At 59.5% G+C, this 26,473-nt stretch carries 27 protein-coding genes; 22 read left to right on the top strand and 5 right to left on the bottom strand.

The window, feature by feature from the left end:
* Positions 1–2 precede the first annotated feature (2 nt).
* The 17 genes from nuoG to Q1A32_RS13220 are packed head-to-tail and all read left to right on the top strand — an operon-like array spanning position 3 to position 15,186.
* Positions 3–2,021, top strand: a complete 2,019-nt coding sequence (gene nuoG, locus Q1A32_RS13300; RefSeq protein WP_299653949.1) for an NADH-quinone oxidoreductase subunit NuoG — start codon at positions 3–5, stop codon at positions 2,019–2,021.
* Positions 2,018–2,398, top strand: coding sequence for a hypothetical protein (locus Q1A32_RS13295; protein WP_299612131.1), 381 nt, complete (start codon positions 2,018–2,020; stop codon positions 2,396–2,398). Before nuoG ends, Q1A32_RS13295 begins: the two co-directional genes overlap by 4 nt.
* A gap of 6 nt (positions 2,399–2,404) precedes the next feature.
* Positions 2,405–3,442 (top strand): NADH-quinone oxidoreductase subunit NuoH, encoded by a 1,038-nt coding sequence (nuoH, locus tag Q1A32_RS13290; RefSeq protein WP_299612133.1) that lies wholly within the window; start codon positions 2,405–2,407, stop codon positions 3,440–3,442.
* Between the two features lies 1 nt (position 3,443).
* Complete coding sequence (locus Q1A32_RS13285) at positions 3,444–3,638, top strand: hypothetical protein (RefSeq protein ID WP_299653946.1); 195 nt, start codon at positions 3,444–3,446, stop codon at positions 3,636–3,638.
* Positions 3,639–3,640: 2 nt separating this feature from the next.
* Entirely contained in the window at positions 3,641–4,135 is a 495-nt protein-coding gene (nuoI, locus tag Q1A32_RS13280; protein ID WP_299042536.1) for an NADH-quinone oxidoreductase subunit NuoI, read from the top strand.
* The gene (locus Q1A32_RS13275) at positions 4,132–4,551 is read left to right on the top strand and encodes a carboxymuconolactone decarboxylase family protein (protein ID WP_299653943.1); all 420 of its coding nucleotides are present in this window, start codon (positions 4,132–4,134) and stop codon (positions 4,549–4,551) included. Before nuoI ends, Q1A32_RS13275 begins: the two co-directional genes overlap by 4 nt.
* Complete coding sequence (locus Q1A32_RS13270; protein ID WP_299653940.1) at positions 4,548–5,150, top strand: NADH-quinone oxidoreductase subunit J; 603 nt, start codon at positions 4,548–4,550, stop codon at positions 5,148–5,150. Before Q1A32_RS13275 ends, Q1A32_RS13270 begins: the two co-directional genes overlap by 4 nt.
* A gap of 2 nt (positions 5,151–5,152) precedes the next feature.
* The gene (locus Q1A32_RS13265; RefSeq protein ID WP_299653938.1) at positions 5,153–5,623 is read left to right on the top strand and encodes a hypothetical protein; all 471 of its coding nucleotides are present in this window, start codon (positions 5,153–5,155) and stop codon (positions 5,621–5,623) included.
* Between the two features lie 43 nt (positions 5,624–5,666).
* Complete coding sequence (nuoK, locus tag Q1A32_RS13260; protein ID WP_039686350.1) at positions 5,667–5,972, top strand: NADH-quinone oxidoreductase subunit NuoK; 306 nt, start codon at positions 5,667–5,669, stop codon at positions 5,970–5,972.
* A gap of 5 nt (positions 5,973–5,977) precedes the next feature.
* Positions 5,978–6,373 (top strand): hypothetical protein, encoded by a 396-nt coding sequence (locus Q1A32_RS13255; protein ID WP_299653936.1) that lies wholly within the window; start codon positions 5,978–5,980, stop codon positions 6,371–6,373.
* 3 nt (positions 6,374–6,376) lie between these two features.
* The gene (gene nuoL / locus Q1A32_RS13250; protein ID WP_299653934.1) at positions 6,377–8,506 is read left to right on the top strand and encodes an NADH-quinone oxidoreductase subunit L; all 2,130 of its coding nucleotides are present in this window, start codon (positions 6,377–6,379) and stop codon (positions 8,504–8,506) included.
* Complete coding sequence (locus Q1A32_RS13245) at positions 8,506–10,047, top strand: NADH-quinone oxidoreductase subunit M (RefSeq protein WP_299653932.1); 1,542 nt, start codon at positions 8,506–8,508, stop codon at positions 10,045–10,047. The genes nuoL and Q1A32_RS13245 overlap by 1 nt, the downstream gene beginning before the upstream one ends.
* 11 nt (positions 10,048–10,058) lie before the next feature.
* On the top strand, positions 10,059–11,495 hold the full coding sequence (gene nuoN, locus Q1A32_RS13240) for an NADH-quinone oxidoreductase subunit NuoN (RefSeq protein ID WP_299653930.1): 1,437 nt from the start codon (positions 10,059–10,061) through the stop codon (positions 11,493–11,495).
* 46 nt (positions 11,496–11,541) lie between these two features.
* Entirely contained in the window at positions 11,542–12,297 is a 756-nt protein-coding gene (locus tag Q1A32_RS13235) for a biotin--[acetyl-CoA-carboxylase] ligase (protein WP_299653928.1), read from the top strand.
* Between the two features lie 10 nt (positions 12,298–12,307).
* Positions 12,308–12,733, top strand: a complete 426-nt coding sequence (locus Q1A32_RS13230; protein WP_299653926.1) for a DUF4375 domain-containing protein — start codon at positions 12,308–12,310, stop codon at positions 12,731–12,733.
* 4 nt (positions 12,734–12,737) lie between these two features.
* The gene (locus tag Q1A32_RS13225; RefSeq protein ID WP_299612150.1) at positions 12,738–13,511 is read left to right on the top strand and encodes a type III pantothenate kinase; all 774 of its coding nucleotides are present in this window, start codon (positions 12,738–12,740) and stop codon (positions 13,509–13,511) included.
* A gap of 4 nt (positions 13,512–13,515) precedes the next feature.
* The gene (locus Q1A32_RS13220) at positions 13,516–15,186 is read left to right on the top strand and encodes a ribonuclease J (protein WP_299653924.1); all 1,671 of its coding nucleotides are present in this window, start codon (positions 13,516–13,518) and stop codon (positions 15,184–15,186) included.
* A 51-nt stretch (positions 15,187–15,237) separates the two neighbouring features.
* On the opposite strand, the gene Q1A32_RS13215 is transcribed toward Q1A32_RS13220, so the two are convergent.
* The 4 genes from Q1A32_RS13215 to Q1A32_RS13200 form a co-directional block, all read right to left on the bottom strand.
* Positions 15,238–16,695 (bottom strand): DEAD/DEAH box helicase, encoded by a 1,458-nt coding sequence (locus tag Q1A32_RS13215; protein ID WP_299653922.1) that lies wholly within the window; start codon positions 16,693–16,695, stop codon positions 15,238–15,240.
* Positions 16,696–16,819: 124 nt separating this feature from the next.
* The gene (locus Q1A32_RS13210) at positions 16,820–17,749 is read right to left on the bottom strand and encodes a glycosyltransferase family 2 protein (protein WP_299653920.1); all 930 of its coding nucleotides are present in this window, start codon (positions 17,747–17,749) and stop codon (positions 16,820–16,822) included.
* On the bottom strand, positions 17,746–18,483 hold the full coding sequence (locus Q1A32_RS13205) for a hypothetical protein (RefSeq protein WP_299653918.1): 738 nt from the start codon (positions 18,481–18,483) through the stop codon (positions 17,746–17,748). Before Q1A32_RS13205 ends, Q1A32_RS13210 begins: the two co-directional genes overlap by 4 nt.
* A gap of 4 nt (positions 18,484–18,487) precedes the next feature.
* On the bottom strand, positions 18,488–20,098 hold the full coding sequence (locus Q1A32_RS13200) for a peptide chain release factor 3 (RefSeq protein ID WP_299653916.1): 1,611 nt from the start codon (positions 20,096–20,098) through the stop codon (positions 18,488–18,490).
* A 166-nt stretch (positions 20,099–20,264) separates the two neighbouring features.
* Here Q1A32_RS13200 and Q1A32_RS13195 point away from each other — a divergent pair, with 166 nt between their 5' ends.
* Together Q1A32_RS13195 and Q1A32_RS13190 are read left to right on the top strand one after the other, a co-directional pair.
* Positions 20,265–20,657: a BrnA antitoxin family protein gene (locus Q1A32_RS13195; RefSeq protein WP_299653914.1), complete on the top strand. Its 393-nt coding sequence runs from the start codon at positions 20,265–20,267 to the stop codon at positions 20,655–20,657.
* Between the two features lie 49 nt (positions 20,658–20,706).
* Positions 20,707–21,072 carry a nuclear transport factor 2 family protein gene (locus Q1A32_RS13190; RefSeq protein ID WP_299653912.1) on the top strand — a complete coding sequence of 122 codons (366 nt, stop codon included), beginning with the start codon at positions 20,707–20,709 and terminating at the stop codon, positions 21,070–21,072.
* A gap of 621 nt (positions 21,073–21,693) precedes the next feature.
* Here the strand turns inward: Q1A32_RS13190 and Q1A32_RS13185 are convergent.
* Positions 21,694–22,695 (bottom strand): Hint domain-containing protein, encoded by a 1,002-nt coding sequence (locus tag Q1A32_RS13185; RefSeq protein ID WP_299653910.1) that lies wholly within the window; start codon positions 22,693–22,695, stop codon positions 21,694–21,696.
* A gap of 139 nt (positions 22,696–22,834) precedes the next feature.
* Here Q1A32_RS13185 and Q1A32_RS13180 point away from each other — a divergent pair, with 139 nt between their 5' ends.
* From Q1A32_RS13180 to Q1A32_RS13170, 3 genes are all read left to right on the top strand, one after another.
* A complete protein-coding gene (locus tag Q1A32_RS13180; RefSeq protein ID WP_299653908.1) occupies positions 22,835–23,614 on the top strand; it encodes an SDR family oxidoreductase in 780 nt (259 codons plus the stop codon).
* On the top strand, positions 23,614–24,741 hold the full coding sequence (locus Q1A32_RS13175; RefSeq protein WP_299653906.1) for a DNA alkylation repair protein: 1,128 nt from the start codon (positions 23,614–23,616) through the stop codon (positions 24,739–24,741). Before Q1A32_RS13180 ends, Q1A32_RS13175 begins: the two co-directional genes overlap by 1 nt.
* Positions 24,742–25,096: 355 nt before the next feature.
* On the top strand, positions 25,097–26,452 hold the full coding sequence (locus Q1A32_RS13170) for a sodium:proline symporter (protein WP_299653904.1): 1,356 nt from the start codon (positions 25,097–25,099) through the stop codon (positions 26,450–26,452).
* Positions 26,453–26,473 lie beyond the last annotated feature (21 nt).

Raw genomic sequence — 26,473 nt, 5'->3', positions numbered from 1 at the left:
GCATGAGCGACCTCCGCAAGATCATCATCGACGGCAACGAGATCGAGGTGGACGGGGCGATGACCCTGATCCAGGCCTGTGAAGAGGCCGGGATCGAAATTCCGCGCTTCTGTTACCATGAACGTCTGTCGATTGCCGGCAATTGCCGGATGTGTCTTGTGGAAGTTGTGGGCGGCCCGCCGAAACCCGCCGCGTCCTGTGCCATGCAGGTCAAGGATTTGCGCCCCGGGCCTGAAGGGCAACCGCCTGTCGTCAAGACAAACTCGCCCATGGTCAAGAAGGCCCGCGAGGGGGTCATGGAATTCCTGCTCATCAACCACCCGCTCGATTGCCCGATCTGCGATCAGGGCGGCGAGTGCGATTTGCAGGATCAGGCCATGGCCTATGGTGTGGATTTCAGCCGCTTCCGCGAACCGAAGCGCGCCGTAGATGACTTGGATCTGGGGCCGCTGGTTGAGACCCACATGACCCGCTGCATCTCTTGCACCCGTTGCGTGCGCTTCACCACCGAGGTGGCGGGCATCGCGCAGATGGGCCAGACGGGCCGGGGTGAGGACAGCGAGATCACGTCCTATCTGGGTGAATCGCTCGATTCGAACCTGCAGGGCAATATCATTGATCTGTGCCCCGTGGGCGCGCTGGTGTCGAAGCCTTACGCCTTCACCGCCCGTCCGTGGGAGTTGACCAAGACCGAGAGCATCGACGTGATGGACGCGCTTGGGTCTTCCATCCGGGTGGATACGAAGGGCCGCGAAGTCATGCGGTTCCTGCCGCTCAATCATGACGGCACGAACGAAGAATGGATTTCCGACAAGACCCGCTTCGTCTGGGATGGTCTGCGCCGTCAGCGTCTGGACAAGCCCTACATCCGCGAGAACGGCAAGCTGCGCCCGGCCACATGGCCCGAAGCGCTTGGCAAGGCATCCGAGGCCATCAAGGGGGCCACGAAGCTGGCCGGTCTGGTCGGTGATTTGGCCCCGGTTGAGGCGACCTATGCCCTCAAGCAACTGATCGAAGGGCAGGGCGGGATCGTCGAATGCCGCACCGATGGCGCCAAGCTGCCGAGCGGGAATCGTGCGGCTTATGTCGGCGATGCCGCAGTTGAAGACATCGATACTGCCGAAATGATCCTGCTGATCGGGACCAATCCACGTATCGAAGCGCCAGTGTTGAACGCTCGGATTCGCAAAGCGTGGTTGCGCGGCGCGAAGGTTGCATTGATCGGTGAGGCGGTTGACCTGACTTACGACTACATCCACCTGGGCACGGGGCGCGAGATGCTCGCCAACTTGTCCAAGATGGATCATTCGGACAAGCACGGTGTGGCCGGGGTGATGATCGTTGGTCAGGGTGCGCTGCAAGGCGAAGACGGTGCTGCCGTTCTGGCCACGGCCAAAGCAACGGCTGAGGCGGGAGAATCCAAGTTCATGGTCTTGCACAATGCAGCGGCACGTGTCGGTGCGATGGATGTGGGCGCGACCAACCCTGACGGCATGATGGCTGTGGATGGGGCTGACGTTATCTATAACCTTGGAGCGGACGAGATCGAGATCGGCGAGGGCGCCTTTGTCATCTATCAGGGCAGCCATGGCGATCGTGGCGCGCACCGTGCGGACGTAATCCTGCCGGGGGCGGCCTATACCGAAGAGGGTGGGCTGTTCGTGAACACCGAAGGACGTCCACAACTGGCTCAACGCGCCAGTTTTGCGCCCGGAGAGGCCAAGGAAAACTGGGCCATTCTGCGCGCCTTGTCCGGTGAGTTGGAGGCGGTTCTGCCTTTTGACAGCCTGGCCGCATTGCGCGCTGATCTGGTCAAGGCGCACCCGCACTTGGGTGACATTGACGTGGTTGCCGAAAACACCGGTGAGCCACTTGAAGCAGGTGATTTGGGCACGGGCGATTTCACATCCCCCGTCAGCGACTTCTACCTGACCAACCCGATTGCGCGGGCCAGTCAGCTGATGGCCGAACTCAGCGCAAACGCCAAGGCGCGCAAATCGCAGGCTCTGGCCGCTGAATGAAAGCTGCCTGGATCATAACGGCGTTGCCGCTTGCGGCCTGTGAGCCTGTGCCGACGGCAGAGCAATTCATCCCGGACTATCGGGGCGTGGAGACACAGTTGCTTGCCGAGGATCTGGTGCAGTTTGACGTTGAAATGACCAATGCGTTAAGCGCGCAGGACGTGTCCAACTATGCCGAATGTGCCGCCGCCGGATATACGTTGATCCGAGGGTGGGGTTTTGCGCGTCATTTGCGCACGAATGTGAATGAAGAGGGTGGCGTGTGGAGAGCGGATGCTGTTTACACCATCTCGCCAGCCCTGCCGCGGGGGATCAAGACCATCGACGCCGAAGTCGTGGCCGCAGCCTGCGCGGAAAAGGGAATACCGACGGTGTGAGGACTGATGGCTGATTTCTTTACCACTCCTGGCGGCATCGCCGTCCTGATCCTGGCCCAGGTGTTGGCTGTCGTGGCGTTTGTCATGATCAGCCTCCTGTTTCTGGTCTATGGCGACCGTAAGATCTGGGCCGCGGTTCAGATGCGGCGCGGGCCCAATGTGGTGGGCGCGTATGGCCTGCTGCAGACCGTTGCTGACGCCCTTAAATACGTGGTGAAAGAGGTTGTTGTGCCTGCCGGGGCCGACAAGACCCTGTTCATGCTCGCCCCCATGACCAGCTTTGTGCTGGCGATGGTGGCCTGGGCCGTGATCCCGTTCAATGAAGGCTGGGTGCTGTCGGACATCAACGTGGCTATCCTCTATGTCTTCGCCATCTCATCACTTGAGGTTTACGGCGTGATCATTGGCGGTTGGGCGTCGAACTCGAAATACCCGTTCCTTGGCTCACTACGGTCGGCGGCGCAGATGATTTCCTATGAGGTCAGCATCGGCCTGATCATCATCGGTGTGATCCTGTCCACCGGGTCGCTGAACTTTGGTGCCATCGTGAACGCCCAAGACACCGGGTACGGCTTCTTTGGCTGGTATTGGCTGCCGCACCTGCCCATGGTGTTCCTGTTCTTTATCAGTGCCCTGGCCGAAACGAACCGCCCGCCTTTTGACCTTCCCGAAGCTGAATCCGAACTGGTGGCGGGCTATCAGGTGGAATATTCGTCCACGCCTTTCCTGCTGTTCATGGCCGGTGAATATATCGCGATCTTCCTGATGTGCGCGCTGATGTCGCTGCTGTTCTTCGGTGGCTGGCTGTCGCCCATTCCCGGCCTGCCTGATGGCGTGTTGTGGATGGTGGCGAAGATGGCGTTCTTCTTCTTCCTCTTTGCCATGGTGAAGGCGATCACGCCCCGCTACCGCTATGACCAGCTGATGCGATTGGGTTGGAAAGTGTTCCTGCCGTTCAGCCTCGTCTGGGTCGTGTTCGTGGCCTTCGCCGCCAAGTTCGACTGGTTCTGGGGCATCTATGCCCGCTGGGCCGTGGGGGGCTGATATGGGACTGGCTGCTGCCATCAACGAAGCGCCCGAACGGCATCTGGATGACCTTGTATCATTCCTGAGTTCGGAATTTGCCATTGGAACGCTCGACAGCGAACAAACATTTACGTCCTCCGATCAGGGCGAGGTCGTCTCGGCCCTCAAGGCTTGGGCGTACATGCACCTCAACGACGGAACACAGGGAGACTAGCAATGACGCAGATCGACTACGGCCGCGCCGCCAAATACTTCCTGCTGCAGGATTTCTGGGTCGGGATGAAGTTGGGCCTGAAGTATTTCTTCGCTCCCAAGGCGACGCTGAACTATCCACATGAAAAGGGTCCGCTCAGCCCGCGCTTTCGCGGTGAACACGCCCTGCGCCGGTATCCCAACGGGGAAGAGCGTTGCATCGCCTGCAAGCTGTGCGAAGCGATTTGCCCGGCGCAAGCCATCACCATTGATGCCGAACCGCGCGAGGATGGCAGCCGCCGCACCACCCGTTATGACATCGACATGACCAAGTGCATCTATTGCGGCTTCTGTCAGGAGGCCTGCCCGGTGGATGCCATTGTCGAGGGTCCGAATTTCGAATTCAGCACCGAGACGCGGGAAGAGCTGTACTACGACAAGGACAAGTTGCTGGCCAACGGTGAACGCTGGGAAGCCGAGATTGCGCGCAACCTTGAGCTGGATGCGCCCTACAGATGAGCGACGAAAAGAACCCCTTTGCCGCGATGCTTGCCCAGATGCAGGAGATGACCAAAGCTTTTCCGCAAATGGCGGCGTTCGACCCGTCGAAGGGGTTTGATCCCAAGATGTTCGAGACCTTGTGGCCCACAATGCCCAAGGACGTGATGGAGACGTGGTTCGGCAATGCGTTCAACGAGAATGGGCTTGATGCCAAGACGCGCCTTTTGATCACCCTTGCCGGGTTGACCATGCAGGGCGCGCAGGCCGACAGCGCCATCCGCCAGACCGTGCGTCATGCGCGCGAGGCCGGCGCCACGGACCAACAGATTTCCGAGACTTTGGGCATGATGGCGATGTTCGCTGGCGTGCCCGCCATGACCCGTGCCATGGGATTGGCGCAGGAAGTCATGGGCGATGACGAGGACGAGACATGACCGTATTTGCCTTCTATCTCTTTGCGATCAGCGTGATCACCGGAGGCTTGTTCACCGTGATCAGCCGCAACCCGGTCCATTCAGTCCTGTGGTTGATCCTGTCCTTCCTGAGTGCAGCGGGCCTGTTCGTGCTGCTTGGGGCCGAGTTTGTGGCGATGCTGCTGATCATCGTCTATGTGGGTGCGGTTGCGGTGCTGTTCCTGTTCGTGGTGATGATGCTGGACGTGGACTTTGCCGAGCTGAAGGCGGAGATGGCAAAATACATGCCGCTTGCCTTGCTCATCGCTGTCGTGATCCTGATGCAGTTCGTGATGGCCTTTGGCGCGTGGGAATCGAACGCAGCCGCTGAAGGGCTGCGCGCGCAGGTGACACCCGTGGATCGGCACAATACCGAAGCCTTGGGCCTGATCCTCTACGACCAGTATTTCCTGCTGTTCCAGCTCTCAGGTCTTATCCTGCTGGTCGCGATGGTCGGTGCCATCGTACTGACGCTGCGCCATCGCTCGGATGTGAAGCGTCAGGATGTGGTTGCCCAGATGATGCGCGACCCGGCTTTGGCGATGGAGTTGAAAGACGTCAAACCGGGGCAGGGGCTGTAAGCTTGAACACCCGGTGCGCATATCTGGCTGTGGTTGTCGCGATGATGGGGGGTGAGGCTGTTGCCCTGACCCTGACCGATTGCGACCGGACCACGCACATCTCGCATGGCGGTGAAGCGGATCATATTGATCTCGGCCAAGGCCGTGTGATGTGGCGCGACTGGTGGAGCCAGGAGGGAACGGCGACGTCGTTTACTCTGGTGGACTGTGCACCCGGTACGGCGCTGACTTTCCGCACGCAGGAAGAGGATATGGGCAATCGCTTGCCCTACGACCGGACTGAGAAGGCTTTGGCGGTGATTGAGCGTCATGAGAACGGCGCGCGGGCCTTTGCCACATTCGACCGCATGGCCGCCGATCTGGACGGCATCGCGCGGGATGTCGAGATCACCACACTGGATGCAGAGCCTTGCGCCTGCGCCGCACTCTACCCCGACGCTCGGGGTGAGAAGACAGAATTCATGCTGGGCTAACTGGCAACAGACGACAAGCGGGGACACGCCCCGGAGGGACGACATGATAGGACTTGAGCATTACCTGACCGTCGCGGCGACGCTGTTCGTCATCGGCATCTTCGGGCTTTTCCTGAACCGCAAGAACGTGATCATCCTGCTGATGAGCATCGAATTGATGCTGCTGGCGGTGAACATCAACCTTGTGGCGTTCTCGTCCTTCCTGGATGACCTCGTGGGGCAGGTGTTTACGCTGTTTGTCCTGACCGTTGCCGCTGCCGAGGCGGCCATTGGTCTGGCCATTCTGGTCTGTTTCTTCCGCAACCGCGGTACCATCGCCGTCGAAGACGTCAACGTGATGAAGGGATGATTGTAGTGAATATCCCACTTCGATCTGTTGCGGCCTTCGGGTTTATTTTCTCGCTTGCTGTGTCTACGAGTTTTGGTTGGGCTTCCATACCAATGGACTGCGCATCTTCGGATGGCACGCTGTACTCGGTCGCATGGGACCTTGATGAGCATCTTTCAGCTTACCTCGCGCACGAAGAGCAACGCGTTGTTCTCGCGCATTGCTCTGGCAACGAGATGATCAACGTCCAAGCTACAGAACTGAGTGAGCGTACCGGCCACGCCTTCGGCGAGATCGAACGCATTTTTGCAAGCGAAACCGTGTTCACTTTCGATGACGTGGCCGCTCATTTGCGTGACCAGAACTATACGGCAGACGTTGTTTCGCTTCGGCGTGATGGCTGCGTGTGCAAGGAGACTTAAGACGTGGAAACCATCATCCTCTTTGCCCCTCTGGTTGGCGCGCTGCTGTGCGGGTTCGGCTGGCGTGTCTTTGGTGAGGCTGCGGCCTGCTGGATCGCCACGGGCCTGCTGTTCCTGAGCGCGATCCTGTCGTGGGTCGTGTTTCTGACCTTTGACGGCACGACCGAAAGCATTCAGATCCTGCGCTGGATCGAGAGCGGGTCTCTCAGTACCGATTGGGCCATCCGTCTGGACCGTCTGACCGCGATCATGCTGATCGTGATCACCACTGTGTCCAGCCTCGTGCACCTGTATTCCTTTGGCTACATGGACCATGATCCGCAGTGGAAAGAGGGCGAAAGCTACAAGCCGCGCTTCTTTGCGTACCTGTCCTTCTTCACCTTCGCGATGTTGATGCTGGTGACGGCGGACAACCTTGTGCAGATGTTCTTTGGCTGGGAAGGCGTTGGCGTCGCGTCTTACCTGCTGATCGGCTTCTACTACCGCAAGCCGTCGGCCAATGCCGCTGCCATCAAGGCGTTTGTCGTCAACCGCGTTGGTGATTTCGGTTTTGCGCTTGGTATCTTCGGCCTGTTCTTCCTCGTTGACTCGATCAAGTTTGACGACATCTTTGCAGCCGCCCCCACGCTTGCTGAAACGCAGCTGACCTTCCTGTGGACAGAGTGGAATGCGGCCAACCTGATCGCCTTCCTGCTGTTCATCGGCGCAATGGGCAAATCGGCACAACTGTTCCTGCACACGTGGCTGCCCGACGCGATGGAAGGCCCGACGCCGGTGTCGGCACTGATCCACGCGGCGACCATGGTGACGGCGGGTGTCTTCCTTGTGTGCCGCATGTCGCCGCTGATGGAGTTTGCCCCCGAGGCGATGGCCTTTGTCACCTTTTTGGGTGCCGCGACCGCGTTCTTTGCCGCGACCGTGGGTCTGGTGCAGACCGATATCAAGCGTGTGATCGCCTATTCGACCTGTTCGCAGCTTGGTTACATGTTCGTCGCCGCTGGCGTTGGCATGTACTCGGCGGCCATGTTCCACCTGCTGACACACGCCTTCTTCAAGGCGATGCTGTTCCTTGGTGCAGGCTCGGTCATCCATGCGATGCACCACGAACAGGACATGATGAACTACGGTGCCTTGCGTAAAAAGATCCCCTACACGTTCTGGGCGATGATGATCGGTACGCTGGCCATCACGGGTGTGGGCATTCCGGTTTGGATCTTCACGCTGGGTGAAATCCCCATCGGGTTCGCGGGCTTCCAGTCCAAGGATGCCATTGTAGAAAGCGCCTATGCCGCGGGCACGGGCTTCAGTTTCTGGGCTTTGGTCATCGCGGCGCTGTTCACCAGCTTCTACTCGTGGCGGCTGATGTTCCTGACCTTCTATGGCGAGGCGCGCGGCGACAAGCACACGCATGATCACGCCCGTGAAAGCCCGATGACGATGATCATACCGCTGGGGGTCCTGAGCCTTGGCGCGATTTTTGCGGGCATGGTCTGGTACGGGTCGTTCTTTGGGCACACCGACAAGGTCGCGACGTTCTACGGCATCCCTTATGCGGATGCTGCCGAAGCGCATGGCGACGAAAGCCATGGCGATGATCATGCCGACGATGATCATGGTGAGGCCAAGGCGGACGATCACGGCAAAGAGGGCGAACATCACTACGCGTTTGCCGGTAAACCGGGTGAGGGTGCGATCTATATCGGTGAGGGCAACACCGTCCTCGATGACGCCCACAAAGTGCCGTATTGGGTGAAAACTTCGCCTTTCGCGGCGATGCTGATTGGCTTCCTGATGGCCTACTGGTTCTACATCAAGAACCCCGAACTGCCCAAACGGTTGGCCGAGAACCAGCGCCCGCTGTATCTCTTCCTCAAGAACAAGTGGTATTTTGACGAGCTGTACAACGCCATCTTTGTTCAGCCCGCCATGTGGATTGGCAAGAAGCTGTGGAAGAAGGGCGACGGCAACGTCATTGACGGAACCATCAATGGCGTGTCGATGGGCATCGTGCCCTTCATCACGCGCCTCGCGGGCCGTGCGCAGTCCGGCTACATCTTTACCTATGCCTTCGCCATGGTGATCGGGATCGCGGTTCTGGTCACATGGATGACGCTTTCCGGAGGGGCAAACTGATGGACAATATTCTCTCCATCACCACGTTCATGCCCGCGCTTGCGGCCCTGATCCTGGCTGTGTTCCTGCGCGGCGAGGATGAGGCGGCGCAGCGTAACGCCAAGTGGGTGGCTATGGCCACAACCGTGATCACGTTCATCGCGTCGCTTTTCATCCTGTTCGAGTTTGATCCCAACGACACCGGCTTCCAGTTTGTGGAAGAGGGCACGTGGATCATGGGCCTGACCTACAAGATGGGTGTCGACGGGATCAGCGTTCTGTTTGTGATGCTGACCACCTTTATGATGCCCTTGGTCATTGCAGCCTCGTGGTCGGTGACGGATCGGGTCAAGGAATACATGATCGCCTTCCTGCTGCTTGAGACGCTCATGCTGGGCGTGTTCATGGCGCTGGATCTGGTGCTGTTCTACCTGTTCTTTGAGGCGGGTCTGATCCCGATGTTCCTGATCATCGGGATATGGGGCGGGGCGAACCGCATCTACGCAAGCTTCAAGTTCTTCCTCTACACCTTCCTTGGGTCCGTCCTGATGCTGGTGGCGATGGTGGGTATGTATGCGGATGCGAGCACCACGGATATCGAAGCGCTGCTGAGCCACCAGTTCGGAACCGAAAGCTTCAGCCTGCTGGGCATCCAGATCGTAGGGGGCATGCAGACGCTGCTGTTCCTGGCGTTCTTTGCCAGCTTTGCTGTGAAGATGCCGATGTGGCCGGTGCACACGTGGCTGCCGGACGCGCACGTGCAGGCCCCGACCGCCGGGTCTGTTGTGCTGGCGGCGATCCTGTTGAAGCTGGGTGGGTACGGGTTTATCCGCTTCTCCATCGGCATGTTCCCGGTGGGGTCGGATGTAATGGCGCCGCTGGTGCTGTGGATGTCGGCGATTGCGATTGTCTACACCAGCCTCGTGGCGTTGGTGCAGGAAGATATGAAGAAGCTGATCGCCTATTCGTCTGTGGCCCACATGGGCTTTGTGACCATGGGTATCTTTGCGGCGAACCAGCAGGGGCTGGACGGCGCAATCTTCCAGATGCTGAGCCACGGGTTCATCTCGGGTGCGTTGTTCTTGTGTGTCGGTGTGATCTATGACCGGATGCACACGCGAGACATCGATGCCTATGGCGGGTTGGTGAATCGGATGCCGGCCTATGCGCTGATTTTCATGCTGTTCACGATGGCCAATGTGGGACTGCCGGGGACCTCCGGGTTCGTGGGTGAATTCCTGACGTTGATGGCGGTGTTCCAAGTGAACACATGGGTTGCCGCGGTTGCGACGACCGGCGTGATCTTCTCTGCCGCCTATGCACTGTGGCTCTATCGCCGGGTGGTGATGGGCGATCTGATCAAGGAAAGCCTGAAGTCCATCACGGATATGAGTCGTCGGGAGAAGGCGATCTTTGCCCCGCTGGTGGTGATGACGATCCTGCTGGGTGTGTATCCGGCGCTGATCCTCGACATCATCGGGCCGTCGGTGGCCGCCCTTGTGACGCAATATGATACGGCGCTGGCCGCGGCCGAGGCCGCGACACGGCTGGCTTCGAATTAAGGACGAATGAAATGTCTGCTGATCTGACCATCATCCTGCCCGAGATCCTGCTGGCCGTCTTTGCCATGCTGGGCCTGATCGGGGCGGTCTATACGTCCAAGGACGATCTGGCATCGCCGTTGCTTTGGGCCACATCCGCCGTGTTCCTAGCCATTGCGGCATGGATCGGATTTGCGGGTGAGGGCACAAATGTGGCCTTTGGCGGCATGTTCATCGACGACGCGTTCTCGCGTTTTGCCAAGGTGACAATTCTGGTGTCGGCGGCTGCCGTTCTGCTGATGAGTGAAGGATACATGTCGCAGCGTGGATTGCTGCGGTTCGAATATCCGATGCTGGTTGTGCTGGCCGTTGTGGGTATGATGACCATGGTGTCGGCAGGCGATCTGATGGCGCTTTATATGGGTCTCGAATTGCAGTCGTTGGCTTTGTACGTGGTTGCATCCCTGCGCCGTGATAGCGTGAAATCGACCGAAGCCGGGCTGAAGTATTTCGTCCTTGGTGCGTTGTCTTCGGGCCTGCTGCTGTACGGTGCATCGCTGGTCTACGGCTACGCGGGCACCACGCTGTTCTCGGGCATCGTGCAGGTCGCGGAAGAGGGCGTGTCGCTGGGGCTGCTCTTTGGTCTGGTCTTCCTGATGGCGGGCTTTGCGTTCAAAGTCTCTGCGGTTCCGTTCCACATGTGGACACCCGATGTCTATGAAGGCTCCCCCACGCCTGTCACTGCCTTCTTTGCCACAGCACCCAAGGTTGCTGCCATGGCGCTGTTTGCCCGTGTGATGCATGACGCATTCGGTGGTGCGGTTGCGGACTGGCAGCAGATCATGGCGCTTTTGTCGGTGCTGTCGATGTTCCTTGGGGCATTCGCCGCGATCGGTCAGACCAACATCAAGCGCCTCATGGCGTTCTCATCCATCGCGCATATGGGCTATGCCTTGATGGGCTTGGCTGCGGGCACTGTTCTGGGTGTGCAGGCGATGCTGGTCTACATGGCGATCTACGTGACCATGAATGTCGGCACCTTCGCCTTTATCCTGATGATGGAGAAAGACGGCCAGCCGGTGGTCGAGATCGGTGCGCTCAAGATGTATTCCAAGCGTGAGCCGGGCAAGGCGCTGGCGATGCTGGTGCTGCTGTTCAGCCTTGCCGGTGTGCCGCCAATGCTGGGCTTTTTCGGCAAGCTCTATGTCCTGCGCGCGGCCTATGAAGGTGGGCTTGCATGGCTGGCCATCGCGGGGGTAATCGCGTCTGTGATCGGGGCTTATTATTACCTACGCATCGTCTTCTTCATGTATTTTGGCGACGCGGAGGAGGAACGGTTGAACGGCGGTAAATCTCCGATCCTGTGGGCCATGCTGATGGGCTCAGCTGCGGTCATGGTGCTGGGCATCATCAACATGTTTGGTGTCGAGGGCGCTGCGGCAGCCGCGGCGCTGACCTTGGTGAACTAGGCGCGTTTTGGCTGACCAACCCTCCGGGGGAAGTTTATTTAGCAAGATGAAGAATGAATCCTGGCCGGAAGGATATGGGCGGCGCGTTCTGGCGTCCGTCGATTCCACATTGAGTGAGGCGGGTCGGGTCGCGCCGACCCTGTCTGGGCCAGAATGGATTCTGGCGCTTGAGCAAACGGCGGCGCGTGGGCGACGTGGGCGTGCTTGGGCCATGCCGCCGGGCAACTTTGCCGCGACCTTGGTGTTGCCGATTGATGAAGCGCCGGGGCAAGCGGCTTTGCGGTCATTCGTGATGTCCTTGGCCTTGCGCGATGCCTTCGTTGCGGCGACCGGACGCGAGGATGCTTTTGCGTTGAAGTGGCCCAATGACGTGTTGCTGCGTGGGGGCAAGGTTGCTGGCATTCTGTTGGAGAGTGTTGGAGCCGGTGCGCGGCTGACCCACCTTTCGATTGGGATTGGGGTGAACCTGGCTTCGGCACCGGATATAAGTGAAGTCGAGGAGGGGGCTGTCCCACCCGTGGCTCTCAGATCTGCGTTGGGCACAGTCGTCACACCTGAGGACTTCCTGACCCTTCTTGCAACCGCCTATGCCCGGCACGAGGACCAGTTCCGTACCTACGGCTTTGCTCCCATCCGTACGGCTTGGCTGGCGCAGGCCGCCAAACTGGGCGAGGTTATTACAGCGCGCACCACACGCGACACGCATACGGGTACATTTGTTGACGTGGACGCGGATGGCCAGCTTGTTCTAGAGACGGCCAAGTCCCGGATCACCATTCCGGCGGGTGATGTTTATTTCTGAGGAACCTCCGATGAACGACCAAAAGGCATTGGAGAAGTGGAACGGTTTTGTTGCACGAACGGCGGAAGCTCGACTCAGTCATCTCAATGAACGTGACCGTGCTTTATATTTGGCGTATTGGTATCAATCAGAGGTGAACAATGGCGGACATCTTCAGTACTTTTTGAACAGGTCTGCTATGGACCCCGTGCAAGAGACTGCCGCCGCAATACGTGCCTTGCGAGTGAACGCCATGGCGAACGTATTTGAGGACGCGATATTTCTTTGGTGTGGGACGGAAGGGCCATCCATCGAGACGGTGGAAGATTACATAGACGAGGCACTTGAGAACGAGTTCGAGTCACTGGATTCGCGGTTCGCAGCTTGTGAGAAGGATTTGTACCTTGCTATGGAAGCCGCTGTTGTGAACGACTTACCTCTACCAAAAGCGGAGTAAGCCCATGCTTCTGGCCATTGATTGCGGCAACACCAACACCGTGTTCTCCATCTGGGATGGTGAGGCGTTCATCGGCACGTGGCGCACTTCGACGGAGTGGCAACGCACGGCGGATCAGTACTATGTCTGGCTGTCGACGCTGATGAAGTTTCAAAAGATTGATGTTGAGATCACCGACATCATCATCTCGTCCACCGTGCCGCGCGTGGTGTTCAACCTTCGGGTTTTTGCCGACCGGTACTACAACACGCGGCCCATTGTGGTGGGCAAGCCCGATTGCCTGCTGCCGGTGGATGTGCGTGTGGATGAGGGGACACAAGTGGGGCCGGACCGGTTGGTGAATACGGTGGCGGGCCATGATCTGTATGGCGGCGACCTCATCATGGTGGATTTCGGCACGGCCACGACCTTTGACGTGGTTGATACCGATGGCGCTTATGTCGGCGGGGTGATTGCCCCCGGCGTGAACCTGAGCCTTGAGGCGCTGCACAACGCCGCCGCCGCCTTGCCACATGTCGACATCACCAAACCTCAGGCTGTTGTGGGCACCAACACGGTGGCTTGCATGCAGTCCGGTGTCTTTTGGGGTTACGTGGGCCTTGTCCGTGAGATATGTGCCCGAATTAAAGCGGAACGCGCCCGCGACATGCGCGTGATATCGACGGGGGGCCTCGCCCCCTTGTTTCAACAGACTGAAAAGCTGTTTGACGACTTTCAAGATGATTTGACGATGCATGGCCTGACGGTCATCCATCGCTTTAACAAGGATAATAACTGAAGCAATGAGCAGTGAACGATTGATCTACCTGCCCCTTGGGGGAGCGGGTGAAATTGGCATGAATGCCTATGTCTATGGCTATGGTGCACCGGATCAGGAACGCCTGATCGTGGTGGATTTGGGCGTGACCTTTCCCGATATGGACGGAACGCCGGGTGTGGACCTGATCCTGCCGGACATCACGTGGTTGGCTGAACGCAAAGACCGGATCGACGGGATTTTCATCACCCACGCGCATGAAGACCACGTGGGCGCGGTTGCCCACACCTATGACCAACTGGGTGCGCCTGTGTTTGCCCGCCCCTTCACCGCGAATATCGCGCGGCGCAAGATGGACGAGCATGGGCACCCGGAAGATGCGGTGACGGTTGTGGCGGGCTGGCCCGATCAGGTGCAGGCGGGGCCGTTTAACGTTGGCTTCCTGCCCATGTCCCACTCGATCCCCGAAAGTGCCGCGCTGATCATCGACAGCCCCGAAGGGCGCGTGATCCACTCCGGTGACTTCAAACTGGACCCGACCCCGATTGTGGGCGAGCCGTTTGATCCCGAGTTGTGGGCCGAGGTGAGCAAGGATGGGGTCAAGGCGTTGGTCTGCGATTCTACCAACATCTTTTCCCCGCATCCCGGTCGGTCAGAACTGTCCGTGGGCCCGGAGATCGAGAAGCTGGTGCGCGGGCACACCACTGGCATTGTGGTCGCGACCACCTTTGCGTCGAACGTGGCACGCGTGAAAACGCTGGCCGAGGCGGGCGAGCGGGCAGGGCGGTCTATCGTGCTGCTGGGTCGCGCCATGCGGCGTATGATCGAGGCCGCGATTGAGACGGGCGTGCTGACGGAGTTTCCATCCGTTGTCAGCCCTGAGGATGCCAAGAGCATTCCGCGCGAGAACCTTATGTTGCTTGTCACCGGGTCGCAGGGCGAACGCCGGGCGGCGTCGGCGCAACTCGCCAACGGCAAGTATATGGGGCTGGAGTTGAAAGAGGGCGATCTGTTCCTGTTTTCCTCAAAGACGATCCCCGGCAACGAGCGCGGCGTGATCCGCATCATGAACCAGTTGAGCGAGAAGGGTGTGGATGTGGTTGATGACTCCTCCGGTCTTTATCACGTGTCAGGCCATGCCAACGGACCGGACCTTGAGCGATTGCAGGACATTGTGAACCCGCAGATCGTGGTGCCGATGCACGGCGAACACCGGCACCTGCGCGAGCATGTGAAGATGGCGGGCGCCAAGGGGCGCACCGGTGTGCTGGCTGTAAACGGGATGATGATCGACCTCTCGGGCAATGCGCCGAAGGTCGCAGAGTACATTGAGACCGGCCGCACCTATCTGGACGGTTCGGTCAAAATCGGTGCGTTGGACGGTGTGGTCCGCGACCGCATCCGCATGGCGCTGAACGGGCACGTGACAGTGACGCTGATTTTGGATGAACAGGATGAGCCGCTGGGTGAGCCGTGGTGCGAATTGATGGGGCTGGCTGAGACAGGGCGGAGCAATGCCGCGTTGGTAGAGGTACTGGAAGAGGACCTGAACCAGTTTCTGGGTCGGGCAGATGCCAAGACGCTGCGCGATGATGACAGCCTGACGGAAGCGCTGAGGCGGATTGTGAGGAAGTCGGCGCAGGACGAGATTGGCAAGAAGCCGGAAGTGACGGTTGTGATCAGCCGGATGCACTAAACGACAAAGGCGGGCCCTGGCCCGCCTTTTTCATTCAATGGCTTGAGTGCCTTAGCTCGCCATACGCTCTTCGAAACTCAGACCGATGAAGCTGGGCGTGTGATCGCCCAAGCCCACAACCTTGTTGCCACCGCGATCATCGCGCGATGACCGGCTGCGGCTGGAAGAGGAGCGGCTGCGGGACCGCGACGAAGATGTCTCTTCGCGTGGTGTTTCGGCCTTTGTCTCCGGCGCCGTTTCGACGGCGGCTTCTGCCTTCGGCTCGGGCTTGGGCGCTGAACTGGAACGCGACGACCGGCTGCGTGTGGATTTTGGTTTTTCTTCGGTGTCCGACTTTTCCGCCGCCGCTGGTTTGGATGTAGCAACCGGGTTGTCGAGGCGCGGGATCTCTTTCTGAATCAGCTTTTCGACCGCATCGAACTGCTTTTCATCGCGCGGGATGCAGATGGTGATCGCCTTGCCTTCACGACCCGCGCGACCCGTCCGACCGATGCGGTGCACGTAATCCTCGGGGTGGCCGGGGACGTCGAAGTTGAACACGTGGCTGACGGACGGAACGTCCAAACCACGGGCGGCCACGTCAGAGGCCACAAGGATGCGCAACTCGCCATTGCGGAAACCGTCCAGCGTGCGTGTCCGCTGCGACTGGTCCAGATCGCCATGGATCGGGGCAGCATCATATTTGTATTTTTTCAAAGACTTGGCGACGATATCCACATCCGTCTTGCGGTTGCAGAAGATGATCGCGTTGGTCAGCTTCTCGCCCTCGGCATCGATCAGACCGCGCAGAACCTTGCGCTTTTCCGACGCCTCGCGATCACGACGCGAGCCTTTGAACATGACCACGCCTTGGGTGATCGTCTCGGACGCGGTGGCTTGGCGGGCCACTTCGATACGTTCGGGGTTCGACAGGAAGGTGTTTGTGATCCGCTCAATCTCGGGCGCCATGGTGGCGGAGAAGAACAGGGTCTGCCGGGTAAAGGGCGTGAGGCCAAAGATGCGTTCGATATCGGGGATGAACCCCATGTCGAGCATCCGGTCGGCTTCGTCCACGACCATGACCTTCACGTCGTTCAGGATCAGTTTGCCGCGTTCAAAATGGTCCAGCAAACGACCGGGTGTGGCGATCAGAACGTCGACGCCCTTGTCGATCAGGATGTCCTGTTCCTTGAAGCTCACACCACCGATCAGCAGCGCCTTGGTCAGCTTCACATGCTTGGCGTAGGTGTCGAAATTCTCGGCCACCTGAGCGGCCAATTCACGGGTGGGGCACAGCACAAGGCTGCGCGGCATCCGCGCCCGCGCACGGCCCCGGGCCAGTTGCGTGATCAAGGGCAGGGTGAAGCTGGCGGTCTTGCCGGTGCCGGTCTGGGCGATGCCCAGAACGTCGCGCCCATCAAGGGCTGCGGGAATCGCGCCGGCCTGAATGGGTGTTGGGGTTTCGTAACCCGCTTCGTCGATGGCTTTCAGGACCTTTGGATTCAGGTTCAGATCAGAGAATTTTGTCATGTATGTCCGTAGGTTGCGGACACTGACTTGGCCCGCGGCGTCTGATGATGTCGGCCCGAGTGGCCCAAACGGAGGCGCGATGCCCCGACATGCTGCGCGTGCATAGCAAAGGTGCTGCTTGGCGTCAAACCGTGGCGTTGGGGAAGTGCTTGGCCAAAGCCGCTTCCAAATTCAAGTCAACCTCGCGCAGAAGCCCATGCGCAGACAGGCGCGCGCGCAGATCAGCGGAGTCGCCAATGACTTCGTCGTAGAACCGCCGCAAGCCAGCTTCGCCTTCTTCGTCCTGCAACTGTTGAAACAGCGCGTGTTTGTTCACGGCGCTGCTGCCTGCTTCTGCCGCGGGTTTGAGTTCCGCGCGGTAGGACCCTTTGTCCAGCCGGTAGTCATAGGCCGCGCGCCATGCGTCCCAGGATGCTGCGTGGCAATGGGCCAATTGGACCGCTTCCAGTTCCAGTGTGTCGGCGAAGGCGACGTCGTTTTGAAACGCGTTGTGGATTTTGACTGTAATGTCAGGCAAGCCCTTGCGAACAAATACCTTTCCCGCGACATGGCTTACAAAGCCACCGCGCAGGTATTGACCGAAATCCGGATATATCTTGCGCACGAGCGTGGGTCGATTTGGTGCGGCGATGAATGTCTTGAATGCCGTCCTGGAACCGCCCAGCAGTTCCATCGGACGAACGCGCAGACAGTTTCGCGATGCAGGCACGGACCCAAGGATGTCAGAGATGGGTTGGTTTGAAACGAGGAATTCATCCACATCGATATGTGTCAGCCAGTCCACTTCGGTGGGGCGGTTGTAGGCATGGGTTGCATTGACGGTCTGACGCACCTGATGTTTGAGAGGACGGCGCCCGGACACCTTCGCCCAATACCCCACGTCACACATGCGAACGCGTACTTTCGCGTGTCGTTTCAAGACGTGATACGCATCCTGATTGTCGCTGTCCAAGTAGAGGTAGAGCCGATGCGCACCCTGTTCCAAGTGGTAGGCGGCGAACTTCAGGATCGTCTCTGTCGGTGCGAGGACGGTGGCGCAAATACCCCAGGTCATTCTGGCACCTTGTAGGCCTGCATGCGCCCAAAGATCGTGGATCGGTCCTCCATCAGCATTCGGAGCATGCGGACGGCCAAGGGTTGTATCGTTTCATCACGTTCCGCCAATTGCCAAAGTCGCGCCAGCATCACCTTGTCCACGTCGCCTTTTTCGATGGAGTAGGGCGGCATGCCAAGACCCAGTGGCGGGCGTCTGAGATGGCGAACGAATTTCATTTTTTCATGTCCCGGTTTTCCGGTGGAGCGACGCTCGCTGTCATGGAGCTTGATGAGGTCGAACAGGGTTGAAAGCCCCATCCCGAGCGCCCTTTGATCGCTTGTTTCGCCGCAATCGGCAAATGTGGTTGCGGATGATATGAGCCATCGCACGGACAAGGCAGCGGCCAGTTTTTGCCCGTCTTCGCGCCACATACGAAAGAACAGGGGCATCGCATCGGGCGGCGGGTCGTTTCGCCGCGACATCGCGATCAGCAGGGCGAGCAGTCTAAAGATCTCTGGTTGACCTTCGAACTCCATCTGCAATTCCAGATACTTGCGGCGCACATCGTAGCGTGGCGTGTCAGAGTATTTCAGCGTTGTTTTGGGGACTTGGGTGGTCCAAAGGGTCGTAAGGTCCGTATCGATCGGCGGAACAAGATCGGCGGCGTTCTGAAACGGGCGTTGCCGCCGTTCCAGAAACCTCATGAGCGCCGCATACCCGCCATGATAGATGGGGCTGTCTGCGTCGCTCATGGTGTCAGACCATCATTTCTTTGGTGGCGGTCAACTTTACGTCCGGATAATCCCGCGCCACCCGGTCGATGTCCCATTGTAGGCGGGTCAGGTATACGATGTCGCCATCGTGGTCGTGACTGATGTGTTGCTTGTTGCTTTCTGTAAACTTTTCAACGGCTTGCTTGTCACCGCTCACCCAGCGCGCAGAGGTGAACTGCGATTGTTCGAACCGCACGGGCAGCCCGTATTCAAGTTCGATCCGGCTGGCCAGCACTTCGAATTGCAATGCGCCGACGACACCCACGATGAAACCCGACCCGATGGCGGGTTTGAATACTTTTGCAGCCCCTTCTTCGGCAAATTGCATCAACGCTTTTTCCAAATGCTTGGCTTTCAGCGGGTCACCGGCCCGCACGCCCTGCAAAAGTTCGGGCGCAAAGGACGGGATACCTGTAACACGCAAAGCTTCACCTTCGGTTAACGTGTCGCCAATGCGCAGTTGCCCGTGGTTGGGGATGCCGATGATGTCGCCGGCCCATGCCTCTTCCGCCAGTTCGCGGTCGCTGGCCAGGAACATGACGGGGTTGGAGATCGCCATGGGTTTTTTGGACCGAACGTGGGTCAGTTTCATGCCACGTTTAAAATGCCCCGAGGCCATGCGCAGGAAGGCCACGCGGTCGCGGTGCTTGGGGTCCATGTTGGCCTGTACTTTGAAGACAAAGCCGGAAACCTTTGGTTCTTCTGGAGAAATTTGCCGAGGCTGCGCGGATTGCACCTGCGGTTCGGGACCGTAATTGGCGATGCCGTTCATCAGTTCCTTCACCCCGAAGGAGTTGATGGCCGAGCCGAACCAGATGGGCGTGAGCGTGCCTTGCAGCATGGCTTCGGCATCCAGTGGCGGCAGCAATTCCCGTGCCATTTCAAGCTCTTCGCGCAGTTGGTTCAACTGATCTTCGGGCACGTGTTCGGCCAGTTTGGGATCATCAAGACCGTTGATTTCAATGCTTTCCGCGACCTTGTTGCGGTCGGCGCGGTCCATCAGTTCAAGACGGTCGCGCAGGATGTCGTAGCAGCCGATAAAGTCGCGGCCCACGCCGATGGGCCAGGATGCAGGTGTGACGTCAATGGCGAGGTTTTCCTGAATTTCGTCAATGATCTCAAAGACGTCACGGCTTTCGCGGTCCATCTTGTTACAGAATGTCAGGATCGGCAGATCGCGCAGGCGGCAGACCTCGAACAGCTTTTGGGTCTGGCTTTCTACGCCCTTGGCGCCGTCGATCACCATGATGGCCGCGTCCACCGCTGTCAGCGTGCGATAGGTGTCTTCGGAGAAGTCGGAGTGGCCCGGCGTATCCACGAGATTGAAGCGGAACGTGTTGTTTTGATTGGTAAAGTCGAAGGACATGGCGGAGGCCGAGACCGAGATGCCACGGTCCTTCTCCATCGCCATAAAGTCCGAGCGCGTGCGCCGCGCTTCGCCCTTGGCGCGCACCTGTCCGGCCATCTGAATGGCACCGCCGAACAGCAGGAACTTTTCGGTCAGCGTCGTCTTGCCCGCGTCGGGGTGCGAGATGATCGCAAAGGTCCGGCGACGGGCGATTTCGGGGGGCAATTCGGGGCGATTGTCTAACATATCTGCCCTATATCGGGGGGCGTCAAAGGGGGCAACACCGGGGTGTCACCCCGCGTGCACCCCCCGTACACCCCCTGTGCACCCCCAACGCACGCATCGCTCAGGCCGCGTTAATGCTTTGGTGACAACCTTGCGCGTGCAGATGAGCCAAACCGGGAGATGGGGTATGTTACAGAGCCAGCGCAAAGCGCAGCTTGATTTGCAGGTCACGTTGGACCGTCATCAGGACGCCATGCGCCGCAAGCAGATCGACGAGATGATCCCGCTGGCCTGGAACGGGCTGGACAGTTTTGACGGGGTGGCACCGCACAAGACGCGCGTGACCATTCGGCTGGATGCGGACATGGTGAAGTGGTTTCGCAAGCTTGGCCCGAACTATTCCCAACGGATGAACGACGTGCTGCGCATCTATTGGTCGGCTTTGTTGGGAGGGCAGATCGCTGCGCATATCGGCGATGATCCGATGCCGCGGATGAAGCTTGAGATGGACGCCTTGGCCCGTCGGCTGGAAGCGCAGCGCGAGGCGATGGAACGGGGGGCGGACCCCTCCTGCCAATAACTGTCAGTGGTCCACCGTAGTTTGTCTTCAGCCACAGGAGGACGACAACATGGCACTGAAAGAGATCGCTGACGCATTGGTTGCAGGCTGCCGCGAGGGGCGCGAGACCGAGAACCTGGAAAAGCTCTATGCCGCGGACGCGGTGTCGGTCGAGCCAGTTGATATGGGAGAGGGCCGCGAAGCCAAAGGAATGGACGCCCTGAAAGGCAAGCATGCCTGGTGGGATGCGACGTTTGAGTTGCTGGATGCGAAGGTGTCCGATCCGTTCCCGCATGGCGATGACCGGTTTGCGGTGGTGTTCGAGGTGAAGGCCAAGAACAAGGAAAATGGTGAGGTCAGCGACATGAAAGAGGTCGCGGTGTACCATGTCGCGAACGACAAGATTGTGCGGGAAGAGTTCTTCTACGGGATGTAGTAATTGGTGAACGGGAGTTGAACACTGGTCAGGCAAAAGGCGTCAAAACCGTACTCTGAACGCGTTTTCAACTCCCAACACGACCAAGTGTGACACGATAGACGTCTTTTTCTATGCGAACAGTTTCTAGTTCAATTTCCACGCTTTGCTTACTGAAATTTCTGGGTTGATCGGCCGATTGGCGCCATCCCTCCGCAACAAGGCTTCTGGCAATGCTCGTGGCATATGTCTCAGGTCTGCCACCGATGCGAAAAAAAATAAAACTGCAACTCGGGGGAGCATTGCCGAGAACAAACCGAATTGCGTCGTCAGCAGGGGTTTCGGGATAATACTTTGTTCTGGCCGACACTTGGTATTTCCCGCGGCCTGACTTGCTTCGGATCAAGCCGCTACTCAGAGTGTATGAGCAGTCAGGCATGGCCGCCAAAACCTCTTCATCGACGCGAGACGGTAGTACGTCCGAACCTGGTTTGGTGTCGTCGCATGCAGCCAACAGACCAAGCAGCAAGATTATCGTGAATATGTTTTTCATCTATCGTCTATCCGAGACTTGGGCCTGTGCAGGTCAGCTTACTTGATTGACAACGTGGATGGCAGATTGTTGAGGCACGTCAAGGCATTTCAACGCGTCGACGCCCGCCGCAGCAGTTCCGCCGCGTCGGGGCGGTCGAGCAGGGTTTCCGTGACATCGAGCCCGGAAAGACCGGCAGCCGTGTGCTGCGTCAGCAGGGCTGACACGTCCTCGGGCACGACCGGTTTGGTGCGGGTGTCGATCAACATCGATTCCGCCGCGATCCCTTCGGCATAGATGATCTGATGCGTGTCGAAGAGCAGCTCGAAATAGTCGACAAAGCCGCCATCCTGCACCGTCACGCTGTCGCCGTTCACAAGGTGCCGCGCCTTGACCAGCAATTCGGAGCGACCGGCACCGAGGCGGTCCTGACGTTGGTAAATGAAAAGCCGATGATCCGGCGACACGATCAGGTCGCGGTCGTTGTTCAATGTGCCTGCGCGGATACGGATCGGGGCAAAGTCGCCGGTGGCCCGGACGGTGGACTGGCCGACCCAGCGCACCTCTTGCACGCCATCGTTGCGCGTCAGGATGCGGTCGCCCACGGCCAGTTCTTCGATCGGTTTCTGGGCGCCGGAGGACATGGTGATATGGGTGCCACGGGTAAACCGGGCACAGGCCATATGTGCAAACTTCGTCCGCGCGTCGTCAGGATCAATGCCGACCAGGGCGTAGGGCGTGCGTGGGCTCAGCGCAGCCAGTGGCAACAGGTAGATCTGTTCGATGTGCCCCGCGTCATCAACCTCCACCATCACCACGGCGTCGGTAATCTGCCCGTCCGGTGACATCAGTGTCAGCGCGCAGTCCAGGTGGATGGCCGCACCGGGTGTGCCGCAAGCGCTGCCCGGCGCAACGGTCAGATGTGATGTATCGGTCGCATGGATCGACAGCCGGACCGGCTGTGCCATGGGCGCCAGCATATAGGCGTCATCCAGCAGCAGGTCATCTGCGCAGGCCAGCGTGTCACCCAGATTGGCCCCCTCGCTGACCACAAAGTCATGCGCGCGAAAGACGGGCAGGCTTTGTGCGGGCGAAGGCGCGGTGTCTGTCATCTGCTTGGCTGCTCAGAAGTGTTTGGTAGAGCGCTAACGTAGAATTGTGTCGCCTGTCGGTCAACAGTTCGGCCTTTTGCTGGCACATTGGTGATCGGGCCGTTACCTCTTGGTCCGAGAATTGACAGGGAGAGCGATGATGGATCTGGGAATTGCAGGCAAGCGGGCGGTTGTGTGTGCGTCGTCCAAGGGGTTGGGCCTGGGCTGTGCCGAGGCATTGGCGGCGGCCGGTGTGCATCTGGTGATGAATGCGCGCGGGTCCGAAGCGCTGGAGGCATCGGCCGAAGCCATCCGAGCGGCCCATGGGGTCGATGTGCAGACCGTGGCCGTCGACGTGACCACGGCGGACGGGCAGGGTGCGTTGATCGAAGCCGCAGGCGATGCCGACATTCTGGTCAACAACGCGGGCGGCCCGCCCCCCGGCATGTGGCATGACTGGGACCGCGAGGATTTCATCAAGGCGCTGGATGCCAATATGCTGGCCCCCATTGCCCTCATCAAGGCGTTGGTGCCGGGCATGATGGACCGTGGTTGGGGTCGGGTCGTCAACATCACCTCCCAATCGGTGAAAGCGCCCATTCCGGTGTTGGGTCTGTCGAATTCGGCCCGTGCGGGGCTGACGGGCTATGTCGCCGGGACTTCGCGTCAGGTGGCGAACAAGGGTGTCACCATCAACAACCTGCTGCCGGGCATTCACGCGACCGACCGGGCGGATGCTTTGGATGGTGGTGTCGTTGCCGCAAAGGGGATCACGCTGGAGGAGGCGCGCGCCGAGCGTGCCGCGACCATTCCTGCCGGGCGGTATGGCACGCGGGACGAGTTTGGCGCGGCTTGTGCGTTTCTGTGCTCGCAGCATGCGGGCTTTATCGTCGGGCAGAACCTGCTGCTGGACGGCGGTGCGACCGTGGCGACGATTTAATGGCCAAAGCGCCTGCCACCTTTTCGTTGAAAGACCAGCTGTTCAATGCGGACAGTCTGGGCGATCTGGCGGATGAGTTCGCGGCAGGCGTGCCCGGCTTCGACCGGGACGGTTTCCATGTGGCGGCGCTGTCGGGGATTGCCGAGCGGTCCTTGATGGAGTGTCTGGATTGGTTCGCGGATTGTGCGGAACCGCATTTGGCGTCGGATTTCCCTGCCATGGCGGATCAGTTGGAGGCGGCGATGCCGCCTCGGCTGGATCCGTCCCTGCGCGATAACGATTTTGGCCGGTTCATTCATGCGGTGCCGGGTGTGCTGGCGGTGCGACACGGGCTTGAGGCGCATCGCGACCGGGCGCTTGATCTGCTTTATGCCGCCACGCAACGGTTTTCGATGGAGTTCTATATCCGACCTTTCCTGAACCGTTGGCCGGAGGAGACATTGGCGCGGCTTGCCACGTGGGCGGGGGACGGGAATTACCATGTGCGCCGGTTGGTCAGCGAGGGGACGCGCCCCAAATTGCCATGGGCGCGCAAGGTGGAGCTGACGCAGGACCAGACCTTGCCGTTGCTGGAACGGTTGCAGGCGGATCCCACACGATTTGTGACGCGGTCGGTGGCGAACCATCTGAATGACGTGGCGAAGTCGGACCCGGAGGCGGTGTTGGGGCGATTGTCTGCGTGGGAGGCGGATGGGTCCCAGGGTGCCAAGGAACGCGATTGGATGCGCCGTCATGCGCTGCGCACCTTGGTCAAGGACGGGCATGCGGGGGCGATGGACATGTTGGGCTATCGTGGGGATGCGGATGTGTCCGTGTCTTTGGACGTTGCGACGCCGTCTGTTGCTTTGGGCGAGGCACTGGAATTTTCCGTGACTTTGGAGGCTGGTGACGCGCTGCCCGTGCTGGTGGATTATCGCATCCGCTTTGCGCGTCCCAACGGGAAAACGGGTGAAAAGGTGTTCAAGTTGAAGGTGGCTGAGGTGAAGCCGGGCACCCCTTTGGTGTTGAAGAAAGTGCACAAGCTGAAGGCCAATGCGACGACCTTTGAACTGCATCCCGGGAGCCACGGGCTGGTGGTGCAGGTGAACGGCGTGGACCGGGCGGAAGCAAGTTTCGAGATTGTGTGAGGTCGGTGGGGCGCTCTCTTGGCTGCGCCAATTCGCCCGCCCACCGACCCAATGTGTTTGGCTTCGGGCTCACCAAGACAAGCCTCTTGTCCCGGGTCCACCCTGCGCATGATCTTTGGCGTGACAGAAAGCTGTCGTCTTCCCAAGTGAAATAGCCGTCTCCCCGCATGCGGGGCCCCTCGGCGATTTCACTTGGCAAACCGCCTTCTTTCCGTCCCACGTCGATCAAGCGAGGGTGGCTCCGAGACAAGGACTTCACATTTTGGAACTGTGTGGTTCACAAACCTGTCAGCCCGGTGGCCGTGCGCAAGGCACCCTGCTAGGTCGCTGAAAAACCAGCATGAAAGACCTTGCCATGAGCCCAGCCGTTTTGATCGTCCTGTTTGTCATATTGATCGGGGCGAGTGTGTTGGCGGCCCCGCGGCGGGCGTCTGTGGAGGGGTTCTTTGCCGGGCATATCGGCGGGCAGGCACCGGGGCTTTGGGTGCTGGTGCTGAGTCAGGTGACCACGTGGATTTTTGCGCGCAGCCTGATGAACGCTGCCATTCTGGGCTATTTCTATGGCATCGCGGGCACGCTGGCTTATGCCGCCTATTACGGCAGTTTTCTGAGTGGCGGCTTCATCGTGGCGCGGTTGCGGGCGCAAGGGGCCGGGTCTGTGCAGGACTGGCTGGGTGCGCGGTTTGGGACCGCTGGCACCGGAGCGTACAACGTCGTGATTGCGCTGCGCCTGCTGTCTGAGGTGTTTGCCAATTTGCTGGTCGTGGGCCTAATTGCCGGGGCGGTGATCGAGGGCAGTGCCACATGGGCAATTGTGATCGTGGCTGTTGTTGGGTTGGCCTATTCCGCGTGGGGTGGGTTGAGTGCCGCGTTGCGCACGGATGTGGTGCAGATGGTGGTGTTTCTGGCCGTTTTTGGCATCGCCTTTCTGTATCTGGTGCTGGCCCCTGGGTTTTCGCTGGGCGCTGTGTTGACAGCATCCGGCACGGCGGGTGCGTGGAACGGCTGGGTGTTGCTGGCGGTGGCTGCGTTGCAGGTGTTTTCGTACCCTGCCCATGACCCGGTGATGATGGACCGCGGGTTTATCGCGGATGAGGAGACGACGCGGCGATCGTTCCTGCATGCGTTCTGGGTGTCCACCTTGTGCATCATCGGCTTTGGATTCTTTGGCATTCAGGCGGGTCTTTTGGGGGCGGAGTATCAGGGCGAGTTGATCGGCACGTGGGGGACAATGTTCCCCGTTTGGGTCTTTGCCTTGCTCATGCTGTCGCTGTTGGTGTCGGCGATGTCGACGCTGGATTCCGCACTGTCATCCTCGGCCCGGTTGGTGGTCGAGGAATGGGCGCTCGCCCCGCGCACGCTGATGGGGGGGCGGGTTGTGATGGTTGTTTTCATGGTGTTGGGGGCGGCTCTGACCCTTTGGGGCAATGCGACGCTGTTCGATGCGGTGGCGGTCAGTGGTACGGCGTCGATGTTCCTGACGCCTGTGTTGATTGTGGGCTTGGTTATGGGGCGGAGCGTGCCCAAGTGGTCTTATCTGGTGGCGTTTGGGGCGGCGATACTGGGCGCGCTGGCCTATTTCGGGCGGGCTTGGCCCGGTGTGGCCGCTGTACTGCCCGAAGGCCATAAATACGAGCAGTTGCTGGTGATTTGTGTGGCCGTTCTGATCGTGGGCTTTGCGGCGGTGCTTGCGGGCGCGCGTCGGGCCTGATACCTCCCGACTGTTTTGATC

It is taken from the genome of uncultured Tateyamaria sp., from assembly GCF_947503415.1.
Taxonomy (GTDB): domain Bacteria; phylum Pseudomonadota; class Alphaproteobacteria; order Rhodobacterales; family Rhodobacteraceae; genus Tateyamaria.
The sequence above is the reverse complement of the archived record's forward strand: the minus strand, read 5'-3'. Positions and strand labels throughout refer to the sequence as shown.

Bases quoted from the DNA above. Each gene is read 5' to 3' on its own strand.
- nuoG (WP_299653949.1), top strand. From the start codon at position 3: ATGAGCGACCTCCGCAAGATCATCATCGACGGCAACGAGATCGAGGTG.
- Q1A32_RS13295 (WP_299612131.1), top strand. From the start codon at position 2,018: ATGAAAGCTGCCTGGATCATAACGGCGTTGCCGCTTGCGGCCTGTGAG.
- nuoH (WP_299612133.1), top strand. From the start codon at position 2,405: ATGGCTGATTTCTTTACCACTCCTGGCGGCATCGCCGTCCTGATCCTG.
- Q1A32_RS13285 (WP_299653946.1), top strand. From the start codon at position 3,444: ATGGGACTGGCTGCTGCCATCAACGAAGCGCCCGAACGGCATCTGGAT.
- nuoI (WP_299042536.1), top strand. From the start codon at position 3,641: ATGACGCAGATCGACTACGGCCGCGCCGCCAAATACTTCCTGCTGCAG.
- Q1A32_RS13275 (WP_299653943.1), top strand. From the start codon at position 4,132: ATGAGCGACGAAAAGAACCCCTTTGCCGCGATGCTTGCCCAGATGCAG.
- Q1A32_RS13270 (WP_299653940.1), top strand. From the start codon at position 4,548: ATGACCGTATTTGCCTTCTATCTCTTTGCGATCAGCGTGATCACCGGA.
- nuoK (WP_039686350.1), top strand. From the start codon at position 5,667: ATGATAGGACTTGAGCATTACCTGACCGTCGCGGCGACGCTGTTCGTC.
- Q1A32_RS13245 (WP_299653932.1), top strand. From the start codon at position 8,506: ATGGACAATATTCTCTCCATCACCACGTTCATGCCCGCGCTTGCGGCC.
- nuoN (WP_299653930.1), top strand. From the start codon at position 10,059: ATGTCTGCTGATCTGACCATCATCCTGCCCGAGATCCTGCTGGCCGTC.
- Q1A32_RS13235 (WP_299653928.1), top strand. From the start codon at position 11,542: ATGAAGAATGAATCCTGGCCGGAAGGATATGGGCGGCGCGTTCTGGCG.
- Q1A32_RS13230 (WP_299653926.1), top strand. From the start codon at position 12,308: ATGAACGACCAAAAGGCATTGGAGAAGTGGAACGGTTTTGTTGCACGA.
- Q1A32_RS13225 (WP_299612150.1), top strand. From the start codon at position 12,738: ATGCTTCTGGCCATTGATTGCGGCAACACCAACACCGTGTTCTCCATC.
- Q1A32_RS13220 (WP_299653924.1), top strand. From the start codon at position 13,516: ATGAGCAGTGAACGATTGATCTACCTGCCCCTTGGGGGAGCGGGTGAA.
- Q1A32_RS13215 (WP_299653922.1), bottom strand. From the start codon at position 16,695: ATGACAAAATTCTCTGATCTGAACCTGAATCCAAAGGTCCTGAAAGCC.
- Q1A32_RS13210 (WP_299653920.1), bottom strand. From the start codon at position 17,749: ATGACCTGGGGTATTTGCGCCACCGTCCTCGCACCGACAGAGACGATC.
- Q1A32_RS13205 (WP_299653918.1), bottom strand. From the start codon at position 18,483: ATGAGCGACGCAGACAGCCCCATCTATCATGGCGGGTATGCGGCGCTC.
- Q1A32_RS13200 (WP_299653916.1), bottom strand. From the start codon at position 20,098: ATGTTAGACAATCGCCCCGAATTGCCCCCCGAAATCGCCCGTCGCCGG.
- Q1A32_RS13195 (WP_299653914.1), top strand. From the start codon at position 20,265: ATGTTACAGAGCCAGCGCAAAGCGCAGCTTGATTTGCAGGTCACGTTG.
- Q1A32_RS13190 (WP_299653912.1), top strand. From the start codon at position 20,707: ATGGCACTGAAAGAGATCGCTGACGCATTGGTTGCAGGCTGCCGCGAG.
- Q1A32_RS13185 (WP_299653910.1), bottom strand. From the start codon at position 22,695: ATGACAGACACCGCGCCTTCGCCCGCACAAAGCCTGCCCGTCTTTCGC.
- Q1A32_RS13180 (WP_299653908.1), top strand. From the start codon at position 22,835: ATGGATCTGGGAATTGCAGGCAAGCGGGCGGTTGTGTGTGCGTCGTCC.
- Q1A32_RS13175 (WP_299653906.1), top strand. From the start codon at position 23,614: ATGGCCAAAGCGCCTGCCACCTTTTCGTTGAAAGACCAGCTGTTCAAT.
- Q1A32_RS13170 (WP_299653904.1), top strand. From the start codon at position 25,097: ATGAGCCCAGCCGTTTTGATCGTCCTGTTTGTCATATTGATCGGGGCG.